Genomic DNA, 18,445 nt, shown 5'->3' with positions numbered 1-18,445 from the left:
GTGGCATCCCCTGGCGGGGGCGTCAGACGATCACGCCCTGGCTGCGCAGGTAGTCGTCGTAGCTGCCGCTGAAGTCGGTCACGCCGTTCTCCGACAGCTCGATGATGCGGGTGGCCAGGGAGGACACGAACTCGCGGTCGTGGCTGACGAAGATCAGCGTGCCCGGGTAGTTCTCCAGGGCCAGGTTGAGCGCCTCGATGGACTCCATGTCCAGGTGGTTGGTCGGTTCGTCCATCAGCAGCACGTTGGGCTTCTTCAGGATCAACTTGCCGAACAGCATGCGGCCCTGTTCGCCCCCGGAGATCACCTTCACCGACTTCTTGATGTCGTCGTTGGAGAACAGCATGCGCCCGAGGGTGCCGCGCACCAGCTGCTCGCCGCCCTGGGTCCACTGGGCCATCCAGTCGAACAGGTTGTAGTCCTCTTCGAAGTCCTCGGCGTGGTCCTGGGCGAAGTAGCCGACGTCGGCGCTGTCGGTCCACTTCACCTCGCCGGCCTGCGGCGGCATCTCGCCGACCAGGGTGCGCAGCAGGGTGGTCTTGCCGATGCCGTTGGGGCCGATGATGGCGATGCGCTCGCCGGCTTCCACCTGCAGGCTCAGGTTCTTGAACAGGGGCACGCCGTCGAAGCCCTGGCTGACGTTCTCCAGGGTCACCGCCTGGCGGTGCAGCTTCTTGAACTGCTCGAAGCGGATGAAGGGGCTGACGCGGCTGGACGGCTTGACCTCTTCCAGCTGGATCTTGTCGATCTGGCGCGCGCGGCTGGTGGCCTGCTTGGCCTTGGAGGCGTTGGCCGAGAAGCGGCTGACGAAGGTCTGCAGCTCGGCGATCTGCGCTTTCTTCTTGGCGTTGTCCGACAGCAGGCGCTCGCGAGCCTGTTCGGCGGCGGTCATGTACTCGTCGTAGTTGCCCGGGAACAGGCGCAGCTCGCCGTAGTCCAGGTCGGCCATGTGGGTGCAGACGCTGTTCAGGAAGTGGCGGTCGTGGGAAATGATGATCATGGTGCTGTTGCGCGCCGTGATGACGTTTTCCAGCCAGCGGATGGTGTTGATGTCCAGGTGGTTGGTCGGCTCGTCGAGCAGCAGCAGGTCCGGGTCGGAGAACAGCGCCTGGGCCAGCAGCACGCGCAGTTTCCAGCCCGGGGCCACGGCGCTCATCGGGCCGAAGTGCTGGTCCAGGGGAATGCCCAGGCCCAGCAGCAGCTCGCCGGCGCGGGACTCGGCGGTGTAGCCGTCGAACTCGGCGAATTGCACCTCCAGCTCGGCCACGGCCATGCCGTCGTCCTCGCTCATTTCCGGCAGGGCGTAGATGCGGTCGCGCTCGGCCTTGACCTTCCACAGTTCCTCGTGGCCCATGATCACGGTGTCGATCACCGTGAAGTCCTCGTAGGCGAACTGGTCCTGGCGCAGCTTGCCCAGGCGCACGTTGCTTTCCAGCATGACCTGGCCGGAGGAGGGCTCCAGCTCGCCGCCGAGGATCTTCATGAAGGTGGACTTGCCGCAACCGTTGGCGCCGATCAGGCCGTAGCGGTTGCCGTTGCCGAACTTGACGGAGACGTTTTCGAACAGCGGCTTGGCGCCGAACTGCATGGTGATGTTGGCGGTGGAGATCAAGGGCTTTACCTATCAATGACTTGCGAGCCGCTGGGCCAGTGTTGGCAGCGGGCCGATACCAATTCGATACCAATCTGGGTTTCCGGGGCCCGGATTTGCGTGGGCGCCGGTGCATCCAGCGGACGTGCGCGAAGAGCAGCATCTGGACGCGATGTCCAAGCTGTTGCGCTTAAAGGGCGGGGTTCATGCCGGACAGGCCGCGGATTGTCGCATAGATGGGCCTGTCCTTGCATGGCCGGTCGTGCCGGACGGGGCTAATCCGGTGTCTGTTTCTCGAAGGCGGCCTCGGCCTCCAGGCTCTGCCGGTCGCGGCCCACGGTGGCGACGGCGAGCGCCTTGCCGTCGTGCCAGTAGGTCACCCGGCAGTCGTGGGCGGCGGGGTCGCCGTCGACGTCGATGCGGTCCCAGCGCTCGGCGTGGCCGACGTAGTTGATGCCGACGTCGTACTGCTGCGTCCAGAAGAACGGCACTGCCGTGTAGCGCTGCTGGTGGCCGAGGATGTTGCGCGCCGCCACCAGGGCCTGGCGCTCGGCGACCGCCCAGTGCTCCACGCGGATCGCCTCGCCGGTGCGGGCGTCCGGCCAGCGGGCGATGTCGCCCACGGCGAAGACGTCCGGGGCGCTGGTGCGCAGCCAGGCGTCCACCAGCACGCCCTTGTCCAGGCGCAGGCCGGCGTCGCGGGCCAGGTCCAGCTCGGGGCGGGCGCCGATGCCGACCACCACCAGGTCCGCCGGCAGCGTCGCGCCGTTGGCCAGCCGGACCTGCTGCGCCTCGATCGCCGTGACCCCGGTGCCGAAATGGAAGACCACACCGTGGGCCTCGTGCAGGGTCCGGAGCATGTCGCCCAGGGCCTCGCCGAGGACGTGCTCCATGGGCCGCGCACCTGGCGCCACCACCTGTACCTCCAGGCCGCGGGCGCGCAGCGAGGCGGCCACTTCCAGGCCGATGAAGCCGGCACCCACCACCACACAGCGGCGAGCCGTGGCGCAACGGGCGATCAGCTCGTCGCAGTCGGCGAGGCTGCGCAGCACGCGGACGTGGGGCAGGTCGGCGCCGGGCACGTCCAGGCGCGCCGGCGCGGAGCCGGTGGCCAGCACCAGGGCGCCGTAGTCCAGTTCCGCACCGCTGGCGAGGGTCAGCTTCTTGTGCGCAGTGTCGATGTGGCTGACGCGGGTGTCGCAGCGCAGTTCGATGCGCTGGCTGGCGTAGAAGTCCGCCGGGCGCAGCGGCAGCCAGGCGGGGTCGGCGCTGCCGGCCAGGTAGTCCTTGGACAGGTTGGGCCGGTCGTAGGGCGCGGCCGGGTCGGCGCTGAGCAGGGTGATGGGGCCGTCGTAGCCCTCGTGGCGCAGGCCCAGGGCCGCCGCGTTGCCGGCGGCGCCGCCGCCGACGATCACCACCGAGGCCGGTGCCTGCGCGCCGACCGGCAGGTCCGCCGCGGGGGCGGGCAGGGGGGCGCCGACGTAGGCCTTGCCGTCGCGGCAGTCCACCTGCCAGCGCGGCAGGTCGTCCAGTGCCGGCGGGCCCAGCAGGCGCCCGTCGCGCAGGCGGAAGCAGGCGTGGTGCCAAGGGCAGCGCAGGGTGTCGCCGTCGACCAGGCCCTCGGCCAGGGGCGCGCCGTAGTGCGGGCAGGTGGCGCCTATGGCGTACAGCTGGCCGGCCTGGCGCACCAGCAGCGCCGCTTCGCCGCCGACCTGGCCGGCGAGCGGGCTGCCTTCGACGATGTCCGCCAGGGGCACGCCCTGGGCGAAGTCGGGGCCGGGTGGGGACGATGGATGGTCGCTCATCGCTTGCTCCTCGTCTTTTCCTGAAGGTCACCGCTTCAGGATAGCCCCCGGCGCCCGGGCGCACGCCTACGCTCGTCGAGGCGTGGTCAGGCCGCGTGCTCCTTGCCCTGGCCTGCGCGCACGTCGAAGGCGCCGCCGGTGAGCACGCCGTCGACCGTCACCCGGCCCTTGCCCGGCAGCAGCGGGAACACCAGTTCGGCGAAGCGGTAGGCTTCCTCCAGGTGCGGGTAGCCGGACAGCACGAAGCTGTCCACGCCCAGCGCGGCGTACTCCAGCAGGCGCGCCGCCACGGTCTGCGGGTCGCCCACCAGGGCGGTGCCGGCGCCGCCGCGCACCAGGCCGACGCCGGCCCAGAGGTTGGGGGCGACTTCCAGGCGCTTGCGGTCGCCGCCGTGCAGCGCAGCCATGCGCCGCTGGCCTTCGGAATCCATCTTCGCGTAGTTGGCCTGGGCCGCGGCGATGGTGGCGTCGTCCAGGTGGCTGATCAGTTCCTCGGCGGCGGCCCAGGCCTTCTCGTTGGTCTCGCGGACGATCACGTGCAGGCGCACGCCGAAGCGCACCGTGCGGCCGTGGCGGGCGGCGCGCTGGCGCACGTCGGCGATCTTCTCGGCCACCGCCGCCGGCGGCTCGCCCCAGGTCAGGTAGGCGTCGACGTGCTTGGCCGCCAGCTCGTGGGCGGCGGGGGAGGAGCCGCCGAAGTACAACGGCGGGTAGGGCTGCTGCACGGGCGGGAAGAAGTTCTGCGCGCCGCGCACCTGCAGGTGCTTGCCGTCGTGGTCGACGGTCTCGCCGCCGAGCAGGCGCCGCCAGATGTCGAGGAACTCGTCGGAGGCCTCGTAGCGTTCGTCGTGGGAATAGAACACGCCGTCGGCGGCCAGCTCGGTGGCGTCGCCGCCGGGCACCACGTTGAGCAGCAGGCGGCCGCCGCTGGCCTGGTCGAGGGTGGCCGCCTGACGCGCCGAGGCGGTGGGGTTGCCCAGGGACGTGCGCAGCGCCACCAGCAGCTTGATGCGGCGGGTCACCGGCACCAGGCTGGCGGCGGTCACCCAGGGGTCGAGGCAGCTGGCGCCGGTGGGGATCAGCAGGCCGTCGTAGCCGAGCTGGTCGGCGGCCACGGCGATCTGCCGCATGTATTCGTTGGTCGCCGGCCGGCCGCTGCCGGAATGGCCCAGGTAGCGGGTGTCGCCGGAAGTGGGCAGGAACCAGAAGATATCCAGGCTCATGAAGGTGTCCTCGTTGCCATCGTCGAAAGGAAGGGGCGTTGCCCCGGGAATGCACGCGTGGCGGTGAGTCTTGTAGGTGGGAGGGCTCGCCGCGGAAAAGGCAAGCCCTGTGCCAGCGCCGGGATTCGCGGCCTGCAGCCTGCCACTGCGGCGGCGGGCTGTTGCTTGGCGGGCAAAATGTTGATTCGCTGTTGTCTGGGCAACAGCTGGCGGGTCAGAACTTCCAGGCGTAGCCGACGCCGAGAATGTCCTGGCTCATCTTCAGGTCGGCCTCGCCGCCGCCGAAGGCCGGGTCGATGGAGCCGCTGCCCTTGACCTTCTCCTCGAAGCCGTGGGTGTAGGCCAGGCTCAGCTCGTTGTCCGCCGACGGGCTCCAGGTCAGGCCGAGGCTGGCGTGGTCCCGGATCACCCCGGGGGCGAGGATGTTGAGGAAGGTCTGGCTGCTCGGCACCGGCTGTTCGGCATGGCTGTAGCCGCCGCGCACGGTCAGCTGCGGGCTCAGTTGGTAGCTGGCGGAGAACTTGTACACGGTGATGTCGCGCCAGCCGAAGCCGGGGCCGTTCTTCGAGCCGAGCTGGTTGCCGGCGAACAGCTGCTGCGCGTCGAACGGGTTGCCCACCGAGGTCACGTGGCCGTACTTGATCTCCTGCACGTCGGCGCCCAGGGTCAGGCGCGGAGTCAGCTTGTAGGACAGGCCGGCGCCGTAGTTCTCCGGCACGTCGAAGCTGCCGCCGTCGGCGAACAGGCCGGCGTAGCGGTCGAACTTGTCGGCCTTGATCTTCGAGGCCCAGGTCAGGCCCAGGGTGAGTTCGTCGGTCAATTGGCCCTGCCAGCCCAGGCGCACGCCGACGCCGGTGGAGCTGTCGTGGTCGCGGTCGTCGAGGTTGCCCGGGTCGCTGGAGAACATCGGGTTGGCGAAGGCGCTCAGGCCCTTGCTGGCGAAGCGCTGGTAGACGATGTTCAGCGCGGCGCCGAAGGACTGCCGCTCGCTGAAGCGGTAGGCCACCGAGGGGGTGAGGAACACCTGGCTGAAGTCCACCCCGGCGCTGCCGCGGCTGCCGAAGGCGGCGTAGGGGTTGCGCCGGTAGTCGGTGTTCATGCCGCCGTTGCCGTACACCGCCAGGCCCACGCCCAGGCGCTCGTTGAGCTGCTTGCTGACGCCGAACTCGGGGATCAGGAAGAGGTTGCGCGCGTTGCCGTTGTAGTGGCCGTTGGCGCCGGCGCCGTTGCCCTCGATGCTGGCGCTGCGGTCCGGGGCGAACAGGCTCGCGCCCAGGTCCAGGCGGTCGCCGATCCAGGCGGTGCCGGCCGGGTTGTTGGCGGCGGCGAGGGCGTCCTGCGGTTGGGCGATGCTGACCCCGGCCTGGCCCTGTGCCTTGATCCCGTAGCCGTGGAAGAAATAGCCGTTGGTGGCCTGGGCCGCCGGGCTGGCGAGCCCGCCCAGGGCCACCAGGCCGAGCAGCAGACGTGACTGGACTTGCATGAATCGACACTCCCCATGGCGAGGCGGCACCTTGCCGCCTGAAGAGATGTCAATTTAATAGAATGTATAATATCTAACTATAATATTAATTTATTTTAATATTCCTTTCGGCAATATGAAGACGTCAGGGTTGCGGGCAGTAGAGCAGGTAGAGGGTGCTCAGCAGGTGCAGTACCTTGGGGTCCTTCACCGAGTAGAAGATGCGCTTGCCGTCGCGGCGGGTGTCGACCAGGCCTTCGCTGCGCAGCACGCCGAGCTGCTGCGAGAGGTTGGGTTGCTGGATGCCCAGGAGTTCCTCCAGCTCGCCCACCGAGCGTTCGCCCTGGCTCAGCTGGCAGAGCAGCATCAGGCGGTCCGGGTGGCTCAGGGAGCGCAAGGTGGTGGCGGCCTCGGCGGCGGCCTGGCGCATCTGCTGGATATCCATGGGGCCCTCGGTGGGTTAAAGAGGCGGGCAGTATAGGGAAAGCGCCGGCCGGCACAAATCGCCGGCCGGTTCGCCGGAGCGGAGGCGGGCCGCTGCTGGCGAACAGTATAGGAAAATTGCAAGTTTTGGGGTGGGCTCAGCCTTGCCGCGGGGCCGTTCGCGCCGCTTCGACGAGGGCGGCCAGCTGGGCCGAGCGCTGCGCTCGGGTTTCATGTGGCGTTGGCTGTCCATGGCGAGGAACTGTGCGTGCGCGGCGCGGGGCTGGCCGGGCACTATAGCGGTGGCCGTGCCCCGGCGATAAATAGCGCGAAGGCATTTTCATGTGCCGGCGAAAGCGTGTGGCAGGGGCCAGGCGAGGCGGCAGGAAAATCTTCGGGCCTGTTTAGAATGTTTATTCACTACGGTTATTTGCTTAGTGCTGCAGGCGATATCCATGTTGTCTATTTGGCAGTCATGGAATCTTGTTTGCCTGCAATGACGGAAATAAAGAAGCGATAACGAACGAGTGCTCCACTGGATCTCCGTTTCCCCGAGGGCCGGCGAAGCAATCCGCCGCTGCCCCGCCAGCTTGTCCGCCCGCACCGTCGGCCTAGAATCGCAGCCATTCGCAGTTATCCATTCCGTCCAGTTCAGGGAGATACCAAGATGATGAATGCCATGCAGATGCCGATGAACGCCAACCCGATGATGCCGATGATGGGCATGCCGATGATGATGGCGACCCTGCAGTGCGAAATGCAGGACGACGGCATGATGTGCAAGATGATGCCGGCCATGGGCATGGACGCGGCCATGTTCCGCAACAACGCCGAAATGATGGCGATGATGATGAACTGCGGCATGCCGATGATGATGCACTGCGGCAACATGTCGATGATGTGCATGTCCCAGACCGGCATGGCGATGATGCCGATGATGGGCATGATGAACATGATGCCGATGATGATGGGCATGCCCATGCCGTCGATGAAGTGCATGATGGAGTGCTCCATGCAGGGCGACGCCATGATGTGCAAGATGATGCCGATGCAGGGTATGAACATGGAGATGTTCAAGAACTGCTGCATGCTGATGAACAAGATGATGGAATGCGGCATGCCGATGATGATGAGCTGCAACGGCATGCCGATGATGTGCTGCACCTGCTGATCGCGGCGCGCTGAACGAGAAAGGCCCGGTGGGGAAACCCGCCGGGCCTTTCGTTTTGCGCCGCCGTCTCAGTCCAGGCGTTCGGCGTAGGTGGTGACCAGGTAGGCCACGGCCTCGCTGTCGGCCGGGTTGCGGTAGCTGTGCGCCTGGTCGGCATAGAACAGGATGGAGTCGCCGGTGCCGAGCAGGAAGCGCTCCTCGTTCACCGCGATCTCCAGCACGCCCTGGGCCACCACCAGGTTCTCCCGGGTGCCGGGGGCGTGGCCGGCGGAGTGCTCGATGGCCAGGCCGGCCAGGCGCAGTTCGTAGAATTCCACCTGGCGCGAGACGTCGAAGGGGAAGAGCGCGCGGCTGACGAAGGCGCCGTCACCGCTGACCAGGCGCTTGCTCTCGCGCGCCGGCAGCAGGGCCACGCCGTCGAAGGCGCGGTCGTCGAGGAAGGCCGCCACCGAGACCTTCAGGCCCTGGGCGATCTTGCACAGCACCTTGATCGAGGGGACGCTGCGCCCGGACTCGATCTGCGCCAGCATCGCCCGGCTCACCCCGGACAGCCGCGCCAGGCCGTCGAGGGAGAGGTTGCGCTTGCCGCGCAGGCGCAGCAGGTTGTGCGCCACGCGCTGGCCGATGGGGTCGTCGGCGGCCGCCGGGGCGGCCTCCAGGCCCGCCTCGGTGGCGTCGGTGGAAAGCGGCAGGCCCATGTTCAGGCCTCGCGGATGCCGCTGTCGCGCTGCTGCTGCACCCATTGGGCGGCACCGAAGCCGGCGCGGCTCGCGTACATCGCCCACATCAGCTCGGCCATGCGGCGTGCCTGGCGGCGCGTGCGGTAGCGGGCGAGGTCGATGACGTTGTCGGTGCGGTCCATGGCGACTCCTCAAGGGGGCGGCGGTGAAGATGGGGCTAGCCTAGCTGGGGTTGTGTTAGAACCATAAATACTGAGTTTTCATTTGTTAAGCATTTATCGGTCTAAGTGCTTTGGCCTCGACAGGGTGTCCGGTCGCCATGACGTTTGGATCGAGCGCCCCACGAAGAACAGCGAGGTCGCAACCGTTTGCTGCTTAAGTCTTCCACTGAGCCTGGTGAGTATCGCTTGACGCCTTATCTTTATTGGTTACGATTGGTTTTTAATCGAAATGACTAACTCTGCCCAGGAGGCACTTGACATGGCCACGACTTACAAGACTCGCTCGGTCACCGCTCACGTTCCCGTCGAACTGGCGGAGCGCGTGGACGAAATCGCCGAGCGCCTGGAACGCTCGAAGAACTGGATCGTCAAGCAGGCCTTGTCCGCCTGGCTAGACCAGGAGGACGAGCGTAGCCGCTTGACTCGCGAGGCCCTGGCCGATGTGGATGCCGGCCGGGTAATCGATCATCAGTCCGTCCAGGCCTGGGCGGAGAGCCTGGACTCCGACACACCGCTACCGCTGCCGGTACCGCGCTGATGGCGTTGCAGTGGACGAGCAAGGCTTTGTCCGATCTGGCACGGCTCCACGAGTTTCTCGCTCCGGTGAATCGGTCTGCGGCGGCCCGTACCGCCCAGCAACTGGTCGCCGCGCCGGCTGTCTTACTGACCAACCCACGTCTCGGTGAGCGCCTGGATGAGTTCGTGCCGCGTGATGTCCGGCGGCTTCTGGTTGGCCATTACGAGATGCGCTACGAGATACGGGGCTCCGACATCCATCTGCTTCGTGTATGGCATACCCGCGAAGAGCGCTGACGGTTGGCCTAGGCTGAAAGCAACCCACGCCACCGCCAGGAGCCATCCATGAGCCTTCGCCCCTTCCACCTCGCCATCCCCGTCCACGACCTGCCCGCCGCCCGCCGCTTCTACGGCGAGGTGTTCGGCCTGGAGGAGGGCCGCTCCAGCGCCCAGTGGGTGGACTTCGACTTCTACGGCCACCAGTTGGTGATCCACGAGCACCCGCGCACCGCATCCCAGGAAAGCGCCCATTGCAACCCGGTGGACGGCCACGACGTGCCGGTGCCGCACTTCGGCATCGTGCTCGACTGGGCGCAGTGGGAGGCGCTGGCCGAGCGCCTGCGCGGGTTCGACGTGCGCTTCGTGATCGAGCCCTACGTGCGCTTCAAGGGCCAGGTGGGCGAGCAGGCGACGATGTTCCTCCTCGACCCCTGCGGCAACGCCCTGGAGTTCAAGGCGTTCAAGGACATCGGCCAGTTGTTCGCCAAGTAGCTCAGGGCAGCAGGCGCGGAAGGCCGCCGGGCATGCAGGGCACGCCGGCATGCTTTCCTGATTGAAGGGGGCTCTCGAATATGGAGCCTTGCCTTCACTTCATTGCCTGGGGCTGGCCGGTTTTCTCACGGCGCCGGCGGGTTCAGCCGGGTATCCAGGGCGAAGGCCTCCTGGCTGACCAACTCGTAGGCGCCCTTGGCCAGGGCCGGGCTGAGCAGCAGGTTCCAGCAGTGCGGCACCACCGCCGAGGGGATGAGGATGAACGGGTGGGCGTCGAGCAGCTCGTTGCCGAACAGCTGTTGGCCATGGCTGGGGATGCCGGGCACCAGCCAGTTGCGGTTCGGCAGGCTGCCCGGCTCGACGCGCAGTACCCGGGCGGGGTCGAGGATGCGCGCGCAGGTCAGCACGTGGGGCACCCGGTCCAGCGCGGCGAAGCCCTTGTGCACCGCCACCTCGAGGATGGCCGTGGCGGCATCCGCGCTGGCGTACACGGCGCGCACGCCCCTGGAGTTCCAGCGCCCGCCGGCCAGTTCGGCGCCGATGCCGCTGTCCCAGCCGTCGGCGTGTTCGCGGCGGTCCAGGCGCCAGAGGTACAGCTCGCCGTTCCCTGGCAATGGCTGCATCAGTAGACCCCGTAGTCCAGGCGGGTGAGGAAGTCGTCCACCAGCTCGAAACCGACCTGGGTAGTCAGCAGGTCTACCGGCGCATGGCCCTCCAGGCCCAGGGCCGGGGCCATCAGCCAGTCCACCGCGGCGCGGCGCGAACCCAACACCTCCTCGGCGCGGCTGAGCACCTTGGCGAGGCGCCAGGCGCTGCTGCTCTGCTCGGCGGACAGCGGTTCGGGGTGCTTGAGGCGGCGCTGCAGGGTGCGCTCGGACATGCCGATGAGCTTGATGAAAGCCTGCTTGTCCAGCTCCAGGGACTCGGCGAAGGCGATCACCACGTCCGACGGCAGGCCGCGCTCGATCATCTCGTGCACCTCGAACACGCTGCTGGCGTGGGGCCCCTTGTCGCCATAGAGCAGGCGCAGCGGCCGGTCCGGGTCCTGGGGAAGGCGATGGCGGTTGTCATTGCCGAGGTTCATGGCGCGGCGCTCCTGTTTTTTGCCATATGGCGAGAATTTACCGCCAGGTGGCGTGAATGACCAGTGAAACTGGCCGAACGGTTGTCGGCCCTTGCGCACTGGCTAGTCCCATTGGACGATCTTCCGCCGCCGGGGCCAGGCCATTGATCTCGACGCTTTCCTCGCGTGGTGCCGCGTGCGCATGGCCAACGACAAGCTTCCGCGGCGCGCCATGGTCCTGGATGGGTTGCCGCTGAAAGCCACCGGCAGGCGGGAGAGGGGGCCGTTCGGTATGGGCGGGGAGTCCAGCGTTAGGGTAGGGCGAATAACCGTTCGCGGTTATCCGCCGTCGGCCACTGCGCCTATGTCCACGAACGATGGCGGATAACGCCCTACGGCCATGCGGCATCGACGGCCGCTATCCCGCGACCCGCAGCCAGATCGCCGAGGCGTCGTCGCTGGCCTTGAAGCGCGGGTAGCGCAGGCACGCCGCGTCGTCCCGCTCGATGCCGCGCAGTTCTTCCGCCAACGGCCCCAGGCCGTGGGCGAGCACGCGGGCGACCAGGCCGGCGGCGTCGTAGGCGCCGTAGGTGTCGAACAGTGCGGCGAAGCCATCGCTCATCAGCAGCAGGTCGTCGCCCCGGGCCAGGGGCGCGCGGGCCAGGTGCAGGCCAGCCCTGGCCTGCGCGGCATCCACCCCCAGCACGGCCTTGGGCCGTTCGCGGGCGGCGCGGCGGTCGGCCAGCACATGGGGCGCACGCACGCCGCCGGCACCGGCGCCGGGGCCGAGGGCGGCGGCTTCGGCGAGTTCCTCCGCTCGGTTCGGTTCGGGTGTGAGGAAGGCCACGCCGGCGGCGCTGCGGTGGATCACCGCACAGTCGCCGAGGAAGCCGCAGGCAAGGCTGTCGCCCTCTATCGCCACCGCGGCGAAGGAGGCTCGCGGCAGCTCCCAGGCGGCGACCGGCTCGCGGCGGCGGTCGCGCCGGTAGTCGTCGGCGACCGTCTCGAACATGCCTTCGCACAGGTTCGCGAGGGTGCCGGAGGCCGCGGCGAAAGCCCGGTGTGCGGACGCGGCCAGCCAGGCGGCGCCACCGCGCTCGCCCAGCAGGCCCGGCGCGCCGAGGTCGGTCGCACCGTCGATGATCCAGGCATGCCGCTCGGCGCAGCCGATGCGGTCGTCGTTGGGAACCTCCGCCTTGCCGGCGAGGCTGAGGACCTGGAGCAGATCGAGGTGCATGGGCAGGGGGTCTCCCGTGAAGCGTTGGTCTCTGGTGGCCGCTGCCGGCCGAGGACAGAGCCTGTCAGCCGCGCGACGCGCTGTCCACCCTGCGTGGCTTGCATTCCGGGTTCGCTATGTAGAACTCTATACGGCGAACCCCGAGGACTTCGCAGAGAGCGCCCGAATGAATACCGCCGTGCACGCCAAGGAAGCCGTAGGCGCGAACTACGCGCTGGAACTGATGAAATACGCCCAGGCCCGCACCTGGGAGGCCGTGGATGCCATCGCCGCGGCCATCCGCCCGGGGATGAGCGAGTCCCAGGCCACCGCCATCGGCAAGCAGGTGCTCGCCGAGCTGGGCATGGAGCGCATCTGGCACCCGTTGCTGATCCGCTTCGGCGCCAACACCCTGAAGACCTTCAAGCAACGCTCCGACGGCGACCCGCTGCTGGGCGAGAACGACATCTTCTTCATCGACATGGGTGTGGTCTGGCGCGGCCACGAAGGCGATGCCGGGGCCACCTTCGTGGTTGGCGACGACCCTGAGATGACAGCCTGCGCGGCAGCGGCCAGGGAGTTGTTCCTGCACGTCGAGGCGCACTGGCGGGAAACCCGCTGCAGCGGCGTGGCGCTGTACGACTTCGCCCATGCCCGGGCCCAGGCGTTGGGCTGGAAGCTCAACCTGGACATCAAGGGCCACCGCGTCAGCGACTTCCCCCATGCCATCTACCGCGCCGGCGACCTGGGCGACTACGCCGAGCACCCGGGCGGCGGGCTGTGGATCCTGGAAATCCAGATCGCCCACCCGGACAAGCCCTACGGGGCCTTCTACGAAGACCTGCTGGCCTGACGCGGAGGCGCCATGAGCGAAGTCGTGCTGCTGTTCTCCTACGGCACCCTGCAGGACAGGGCCGTGCAACTGGCCAGCTTCGGCCGCGAACTCCAGGGCCGGGCGGACGCCCTGGTCGGCTACCGCCAGGACCTGGTGGAGATCACCGATCCCGCCGTGCTGGCCACCAGCGGCAAGCGCTACCACCCCATCGTCCGCTACAGCGGCGTGGCCGGCGACCGGGTGCCGGGTACGGTCTTCGAGATCACCCCGCAGGAACTGCTCGCCGCGGACGCCTATGAGGTGGCCGACTACCAGCGCGTCAGCGCCGAGCTGCAGTCCGGCCTGCAGGCGTGGGTCTACGTGCAGGCCTGATACGCCTTCGCGGCGCTCCGTTTCCCTGGGGTTCTGTTTCTGCGTTCCAGGAGGTTTCCCATGAGCAACGGCGTCGCAACCACCCCCTTCACCGTCTGGGCAGCGACCGCGCCGAGCACCACGGCGGCCACGCTGGAGTTCTGCGCCCGCCACCGGATACTGCCGCGGGTCGAGCACTTCCCCATGAGCCGGGTCAACGAGGCTATCGAACACCTGCGCAGCGGCAAGACCCGCTACTGCATCGTGCTCGACGCCGGCAAGTGACGTGATGGGCGCGGCCCGCCGTGGCCGCGCTCGGCCTTGCGCCGCCAGCCGCTGCGCTTCGAGTCCCGACTGCCCCGCAAAGGTATCCCGGCGGACGCCTTCGTTCGACAGGGAAGGGCACCCCGGTGGTTGCCTTGAACATATGGAAAACCGTATATTCTGTTTTCCATATGTTCTGGCGACCACCATGCTCACGCCCCCCGAAGTCTTCAAGTGCCTGGCCGACGAGACCCGCACCCGCGCCACCCTGCTGATCGCCGAGCAGGGCGAGCTGTGCGTCTGCGAGCTGATGTGCGCGCTGGGCGACAGCCAGCCCAAGGTCAGCCGCCACCTGGCGCAGCTGCGCGCCGCCGGGCTGCTGCTCGACCGCCGCCAGGGGCAGTGGGTGTACTACCGGCTCAACCCCGTTCTGCCCGCCTGGGTCCACGAGGTGCTGCGCGTCACCCTGCAGGCCAACGCCGACTGGCTGAAGGAAAGCGCCGCCCGCCTGCGCGACATGGATGGCCGCCCCGTGCGCGCCAGCTGCTGCTGACCCCTCCCGGAACCCGCCTCGATGCTGCTCGCCGCTGCCGTCTTCCTGTTCACCCTCGTCCTGGTCATCTGGCAGCCCAGGGGCCTGGGCGTCGGCTGGAGCGCCAGCGCCGGCGCGCTCGTCGCCCTGGCCCTGGGCGTGGTGTCGCTGCACGACATCCCCAGCGTCTGGGCCATTGTCTGGAACGCCACCGCCACCTTCATCGCGGTCATCGTCATCAGCCTGCTGCTGGACGAGGCCGGCTTCTTCGCCTGGGCGGCGCTGCACGTGGCGCGCTGGGCGGGCGGCAGCGGCCGGCGCCTGTTCGCCTTCTGCGTGCTGCTGGGCGCCGCCGTTTCCGCGCTGTTCGCCAACGACGGGGCGGCCCTGATCCTCACTCCCATCGTCATTTCCATGCTGCTGGCGCTACGCTTCCCGCCAGCGGCGACCCTGGCCTTCGTCATGGCCGCCGGCTTCATCGCCGACACCGCCAGCCTGCCGCTGGTGGTGTCGAACCTGGTGAACATCGTCTCCGCCGACTATTTCGGCCTGGGCTTCGCCGAGTACGCCGCGGTGATGGTGCCGGTGAACCTGGCCAGCGTCGCCGCGACGCTGCTGGTGCTGTACCTGTTCTTCCGCCGCGACCTGCCGCAGCGCTACGCAGTGGACCAGCTGCAGGCGCCGCGGGAGGCGATCCGCGACCCGGCCACCTTCGCGGTCGGCGCCTGGATGCTGCTGGCGCTGCTGCTCGGGCTGTTCGCCCTGGAGCCGCTGGGTATCCCGATCAGCGCGGTGGCGGCGCTGTGCGCGGCGGTGCTGTTCGCCGTCGCCGCCCGTGGCCAGGTGATTTCCACCCGCCGGGTGCTGCGCGAGGCGCCCTGGCAGGTGGTGGTGTTCTCCCTGGGCATGTACCTGGTGGTCTACGGCCTGAAGAACGCCGGCCTCACCGACTTCCTCACCCGCGTGCTGGACGGCCTGGCGGGGCAGGGCGTGTGGGCCGCTGCCCTGGGCACCGGCCTGCTGTCGGCGCTGCTGTCCTCGGTCATGAACAACATGCCCAGCGTGCTGGTGGGGGCGCTGGCCATCCAGGCCGGCGCGGCCGAGGGCGTGGTCCGCGAGGCGATGGTCTACGCCAACGTCATCGGCTGCGACCTGGGGCCGAAGATCACCCCGATCGGCAGCCTGGCCACGCTGCTCTGGCTGCACGTGCTGGCGCGCAGGGGCATCCGCATCACCTGGGGCTACTACTTCAGGGTCGGCATCCTGCTGACCCTGCCGGTCCTGCTCGTCACCCTCTCGGCCCTGGCCCTGCGCCTGGCCTTCCGATAGCCGCCCGGCGGCGGCAGGAGCCTTCCATGCGAGTCCTGTTCATGTGCACGGCCAACAGTTGCCGCAGCATCCTTTCCGAAGCCCTGTTCAACCACCTGGCGCCCGCCGGCTTCGAGGCGGTGAGCGCCGGCAGCTTCCCCCGCGGCCAGGTGCTGCCGCGCAGCCTGGCGACCCTCGAGCGCGCCGGCATCGCCACCGAGGGCCTGAGCAGCAAGGGCAACGAGGCCTTCGCGGACAACCCGCCGGACATCGTCATCACCGTCTGCGACAAGGCCGCGGGCGAAGCCTGCCCGGTGTACTTCGGCCCGGCGTTGAAGGCCCACTGGGGCCTGGAGGACCCCTCCGAGGCGCAGGGCGACGAAGCGCAGCTGGATGCCGCCTTCCGCGCCACCCTGGCGCGTATCGAACGGCGTTGCCTGGCCTTCTTCGCCTTGCCTTTCGCCAGCCTCGATCGCGCCGCGCTGGAGCACGAGCTGGCGCGTATCGGCCACCTCTGACCGCGCCCGCCACGCAGGGCAGCCTCCGTGGCGGGCGCGGGGCGCGGCTCAGAGTTGCGGCGTGTATTTCACGCTGAACATCAGGTTGCGCGGGTCGCCGTAGTAGTTGTTGTAGTCGATGGTGTTGTACGCGGGCACGTAGTACTTCTTGTCGAACAGGTTGTTCATGTTCGCTGCCACCGTGACCTCGTCGCTCAGCTTGTACGCAACCCGCGCATCCCAGATGGCGTAGCCGGGCAGGTCGAACTTGTGGTCGTACGAGGTAGTGCCGCTGACGGCAGTGGTGCCCAGGCCCAGGGACACGCGGTTCCAGTTTCCCGGCAGGGTATAGTCGCCCCACAGCTTGAGCTGGTGCTTGGGTGTCCAGGTGCTGAACACCTTGTCCTTGTAGTCGTTGTCCTTGAGGTACCTGGTGGTGTTGTAGACGTAGCCGGCCATCAGTTGCAGTCCGCTCAGCACCTCGCCGCTGATCTGCGCTTCCAGGCCCTGGCTGCGCACCTTGCCCGAGGGTTTGGCGCAGTACCAGCCGTCGCAGTCCATGGGCCCGCCGAGGTCGAGCACCGCGCGGTTTTCCTGGTCGTAGCGGAACAGCGCCAGCGAGGTGTTGACCGCGCCATCGAGCAGTTCGCCCTTCAGGCCCAGCTCGTAGTTGCTGCCGGTGATCGGCTCGACGATGGAGCCGGAGGCGGTGCGGTCGGTCTGGGGCTGGAACACGTCGGTGTAGCTGGCGTAGACCGACCACTGCGGGTCCAGCTCGTAGACCAGGCCGGCGTAGGGCGAGACCTTGCCGGTGCTGGTGGTGGTGGATTCGCTGCGCGCGGTGTGGGCGAAGGTCTCGGCGCCGTAGGTGTAGTCGTACCAACTGGTGCGCGCGCCGAGGATCAGCTTCAGCGGCTCGGTCAGGTTGATCGACCAGCGCGAGTACAGGCCCTTCTGCACCACGTCGTAGTCGGTCAGCCGGCCCAGGCCGCGGCTGGCCAGGTCGTAAATGTCCGGCATCGGGCGATGGTGGTCGACATTGGCGGAATCGGCGCCGAAGGTGGGGGCGCGGGCCCAGCGGTCGTCGGTCTTGATCCGCGAGTAGTTGCCGCCCAGCAGGAAGCTCTGCTCGAAGCCCAGGCCGGTGAACTGGCCGTCCAGGTACAGGTCCAGGCCCTTGCTGTGGGTCGTGAAGTCGGTGCTCCAGTCGATGTAGGTGTTGTCGGTGGAGCCGTCGGTGGGCAGCGCGTCCCACAGCGCCTGGTAGGTGGCGCCGTTGTGCTCGCTCATGTAGACGCTGGCGGCCTTCACCCGCCAGTCGTCGTTGAGGCGGTAGGTGGCGTCGAGGAAGACGCTGGTCTGGTCGTTGTCGGAGCGGTTCCAGTCGGCGCCGACGTAGGTCGAGCGCGACCAGTCCGGGTTGCCGCCGTCGGCGTAGCGCGGCAGGCCTAGCATGGGCGGGCGCGAGTGGCCCTTCTGGTTGGCCACGCCGACGCCCACGGTGAGGTCCGGGGTGAAGTCGTAGTCCACCGCGCCGTAGACGGTCTGGTTCCAGCCGCGCACGTAGTCGATGAACGAGTCGCTGTCGTTGTAGCTGACCACGGTGCGACCACGCAGGGTGCCGCTTTCGTTCAGCGGGCCGCCGGCATCCAGCTGCATGCCGTAGCGGTCCCAGGAGCCGGCCTTGCCGGTCAGGCTGACGGTGGCCTTCTGCTGGCCGCGCTTGCGTACCAGGTTCAGTGCCCCGCCCGGGCTGTCGCCGCCCTGCAGCAACGCCGCCGGGCCGCGCAGCACTTCGGCGCGGTCGTAGAAGCTCATGTCCTCGGTCAGGTAGCTGCCCAGCGAGTAGGTGTTGCGCGGGATGGGCACGCCGTCGTACTGGATGGTGTCGATGCTGAAGCCGCGGGAGAAGATGAACAGCCCCGAGCCGGGCGACTTGGTGGCGGTCAGCCCCGGCGTGCGTTTGGCCAGGTCGGAGATGGTCTCGGTGTTCTGGTCGTCCATCTGCTTGCGGGTGATGACCGTCACCGACTGCGGGATGTCCTTGAGCTTCTGTACGCCCTTGCCCAGGGTCACGGCGCCGGAGGTGTAGGAGTGGGAGCCCTCGGTGGTGGCCACCGGCTCGCTGCCGATGACGTTCGTGGCGCCCATTTCCAGCACCTCGCCCTGCTTCACCAGGCGGTAGCCGTGCTCGCCCTGGCTGGCCTGGTAGCCGCTGCCGGCGAGCAGGCGGGCGAAGCCTTCCTCGACCTCGTAGTGGCCCTTGAGCCCCGGCGAGCGCAACCCTTGCAGGTCGGCGGTGCGGTAGAGGATGGCGATGCCGGCCTGCTGGGCGAAGCGGTTGAGGCTCTCGCCCAGGTCGCCGGCAGGGATGTCGAAGGTGCTGGCCGCGGCCTGGGCCAGTTGGGGCAGGGCGGTGGCGCCGCACAGCGGCAGCGCCAGTTGCACGGCCAGGACCAGGGGTGCCAGGGCGGCGCGCCTGGCTGAGTATCGAAGGGTGGACATCGGGTGAAAGC

The 18,445-nt window shown here is 68.3% G+C and carries 20 protein-coding genes and 1 pseudogene; 10 read left to right on the top strand and 11 right to left on the bottom strand.

What is annotated here, in order from left to right; translation table 11 throughout:
• Positions 1-22: 22 nt before the first annotated feature.
• The 5 genes from DK254_RS18605 to DK254_RS18585 form a co-directional block, all read right to left on the bottom strand.
• Positions 23-1,612: an ABC-F family ATPase gene (locus DK254_RS18605; protein WP_109934966.1), complete on the bottom strand. Its 1,590-nt coding sequence runs from the start codon at positions 1,610-1,612 to the stop codon at positions 23-25.
• A gap of 254 nt (positions 1,613-1,866) precedes the next feature.
• A complete protein-coding gene (locus DK254_RS18600; RefSeq protein ID WP_109934965.1) occupies positions 1,867-3,396 on the bottom strand; it encodes an FAD-dependent oxidoreductase in 1,530 nt (509 codons plus the stop codon).
• Between the two features lie 86 nt (positions 3,397-3,482).
• Positions 3,483-4,619 (bottom strand): FMNH2-dependent alkanesulfonate monooxygenase, encoded by a 1,137-nt coding sequence (gene ssuD / locus DK254_RS18595; RefSeq protein ID WP_109934964.1) that lies wholly within the window; start codon positions 4,617-4,619, stop codon positions 3,483-3,485.
• Between the two features lie 214 nt (positions 4,620-4,833).
• On the bottom strand, positions 4,834-6,102 hold the full coding sequence (locus DK254_RS18590) for an OmpP1/FadL family transporter (RefSeq protein ID WP_109934963.1): 1,269 nt from the start codon (positions 6,100-6,102) through the stop codon (positions 4,834-4,836).
• A gap of 124 nt (positions 6,103-6,226) precedes the next feature.
• The gene (locus DK254_RS18585; RefSeq protein WP_208604341.1) at positions 6,227-6,526 is read right to left on the bottom strand and encodes a metalloregulator ArsR/SmtB family transcription factor; all 300 of its coding nucleotides are present in this window, start codon (positions 6,524-6,526) and stop codon (positions 6,227-6,229) included.
• 645 nt (positions 6,527-7,171) lie between these two features.
• Here DK254_RS18585 and DK254_RS18580 point away from each other — a divergent pair.
• Positions 7,172-7,675 (top strand): hypothetical protein, encoded by a 504-nt coding sequence (locus DK254_RS18580; RefSeq protein ID WP_081884540.1) that lies wholly within the window; start codon positions 7,172-7,174, stop codon positions 7,673-7,675.
• A gap of 68 nt (positions 7,676-7,743) precedes the next feature.
• On the opposite strand, the gene DK254_RS18575 is transcribed toward DK254_RS18580, so the two are convergent.
• Together DK254_RS18575 and DK254_RS34400 are read right to left on the bottom strand one after the other, a co-directional pair.
• A complete protein-coding gene (locus DK254_RS18575) occupies positions 7,744-8,373 on the bottom strand; it encodes a helix-turn-helix domain-containing protein (RefSeq protein ID WP_256595901.1) in 630 nt (209 codons plus the stop codon).
• Positions 8,374-8,375: 2 nt separating this feature from the next.
• Complete coding sequence (locus DK254_RS34400; protein WP_177412081.1) at positions 8,376-8,537, bottom strand: hypothetical protein; 162 nt, start codon at positions 8,535-8,537, stop codon at positions 8,376-8,378.
• Positions 8,538-8,835: 298 nt separating this feature from the next.
• On the opposite strand from DK254_RS34400, the gene DK254_RS18570 reads away from it, so the two are divergent.
• The 3 genes from DK254_RS18570 to DK254_RS18560 are packed head-to-tail and all read left to right on the top strand — an operon-like array spanning position 8,836 to position 9,863.
• Positions 8,836-9,114, top strand: coding sequence for a CopG family ribbon-helix-helix protein (locus DK254_RS18570; RefSeq protein ID WP_089390469.1), 279 nt, complete (start codon positions 8,836-8,838; stop codon positions 9,112-9,114).
• Entirely contained in the window at positions 9,114-9,389 is a 276-nt protein-coding gene (locus DK254_RS18565) for a type II toxin-antitoxin system RelE/ParE family toxin (protein WP_109934962.1), read from the top strand. Before DK254_RS18570 ends, DK254_RS18565 begins: the two co-directional genes overlap by 1 nt.
• A 48-nt stretch (positions 9,390-9,437) precedes the next feature.
• Entirely contained in the window at positions 9,438-9,863 is a 426-nt protein-coding gene (locus tag DK254_RS18560; RefSeq protein ID WP_089390471.1) for a VOC family protein, read from the top strand.
• A gap of 125 nt (positions 9,864-9,988) precedes the next feature.
• Here the strand turns inward: DK254_RS18560 and DK254_RS18555 are convergent, their stop codons facing one another.
• The 3 genes from DK254_RS18555 to DK254_RS18545 all read right to left on the bottom strand — a co-directional run bounded on the left by DK254_RS18555 (position 9,989) and on the right by DK254_RS18545 (position 12,163).
• Entirely contained in the window at positions 9,989-10,486 is a 498-nt protein-coding gene (locus tag DK254_RS18555) for an RES family NAD+ phosphorylase (RefSeq protein WP_089390472.1), read from the bottom strand.
• On the bottom strand, positions 10,486-10,947 hold the full coding sequence (locus DK254_RS18550) for an antitoxin Xre-like helix-turn-helix domain-containing protein (protein ID WP_089390473.1): 462 nt from the start codon (positions 10,945-10,947) through the stop codon (positions 10,486-10,488). The genes DK254_RS18555 and DK254_RS18550 overlap by 1 nt, the downstream gene beginning before the upstream one ends.
• A 397-nt stretch (positions 10,948-11,344) precedes the next feature.
• On the bottom strand, positions 11,345-12,163 hold the full coding sequence (locus DK254_RS18545) for a protein phosphatase 2C domain-containing protein (protein ID WP_109934961.1): 819 nt from the start codon (positions 12,161-12,163) through the stop codon (positions 11,345-11,347).
• 166 nt (positions 12,164-12,329) lie between these two features.
• Here DK254_RS18545 and DK254_RS18540 point away from each other — a divergent pair, with 166 nt between their 5' ends.
• The 6 genes and pseudogenes from DK254_RS18540 (at position 12,330) to DK254_RS18515 (ending at position 15,950) form a co-directional block, all read left to right on the top strand.
• Complete coding sequence (locus DK254_RS18540) at positions 12,330-12,995, top strand: M24 family metallopeptidase (protein ID WP_109934960.1); 666 nt, start codon at positions 12,330-12,332, stop codon at positions 12,993-12,995.
• Positions 12,996-13,007: 12 nt separating this feature from the next.
• Positions 13,008-13,349 carry a gamma-glutamylcyclotransferase family protein gene (locus DK254_RS18535; RefSeq protein ID WP_109934959.1) on the top strand — a complete coding sequence of 114 codons (342 nt, stop codon included), beginning with the start codon at positions 13,008-13,010 and terminating at the stop codon, positions 13,347-13,349.
• A 108-nt stretch (positions 13,350-13,457) separates the two neighbouring features.
• A pseudogene (locus tag DK254_RS18530) lies at positions 13,458-13,613 on the top strand (alcohol dehydrogenase); the annotation flags it as partial.
• A 187-nt stretch (positions 13,614-13,800) separates the two neighbouring features.
• Positions 13,801-14,145, top strand: a complete 345-nt coding sequence (locus DK254_RS18525; RefSeq protein ID WP_109934958.1) for a metalloregulator ArsR/SmtB family transcription factor — start codon at positions 13,801-13,803, stop codon at positions 14,143-14,145.
• A gap of 21 nt (positions 14,146-14,166) precedes the next feature.
• Positions 14,167-15,453, top strand: coding sequence for an arsenic transporter (locus DK254_RS18520; protein ID WP_109934957.1), 1,287 nt, complete (start codon positions 14,167-14,169; stop codon positions 15,451-15,453).
• A 26-nt stretch (positions 15,454-15,479) separates the two neighbouring features.
• On the top strand, positions 15,480-15,950 hold the full coding sequence (locus DK254_RS18515; RefSeq protein WP_109934956.1) for an arsenate reductase ArsC: 471 nt from the start codon (positions 15,480-15,482) through the stop codon (positions 15,948-15,950).
• A gap of 48 nt (positions 15,951-15,998) precedes the next feature.
• On the opposite strand, the gene DK254_RS18510 is transcribed toward DK254_RS18515, so the two are convergent.
• Entirely contained in the window at positions 15,999-18,434 is a 2,436-nt protein-coding gene (locus tag DK254_RS18510; RefSeq protein WP_109934955.1) for a TonB-dependent receptor, read from the bottom strand.
• Between the last annotated feature and the right edge of the window lie 11 nt (positions 18,435-18,445).

The organism is Pseudomonas sp. RW407, assembly GCF_003176655.1.
GTDB classification, from domain to species: domain Bacteria; phylum Pseudomonadota; class Gammaproteobacteria; order Pseudomonadales; family Pseudomonadaceae; genus Pseudomonas; species Pseudomonas delhiensis.
This window is presented reverse-complemented; position numbering and strand designations above follow the sequence as displayed.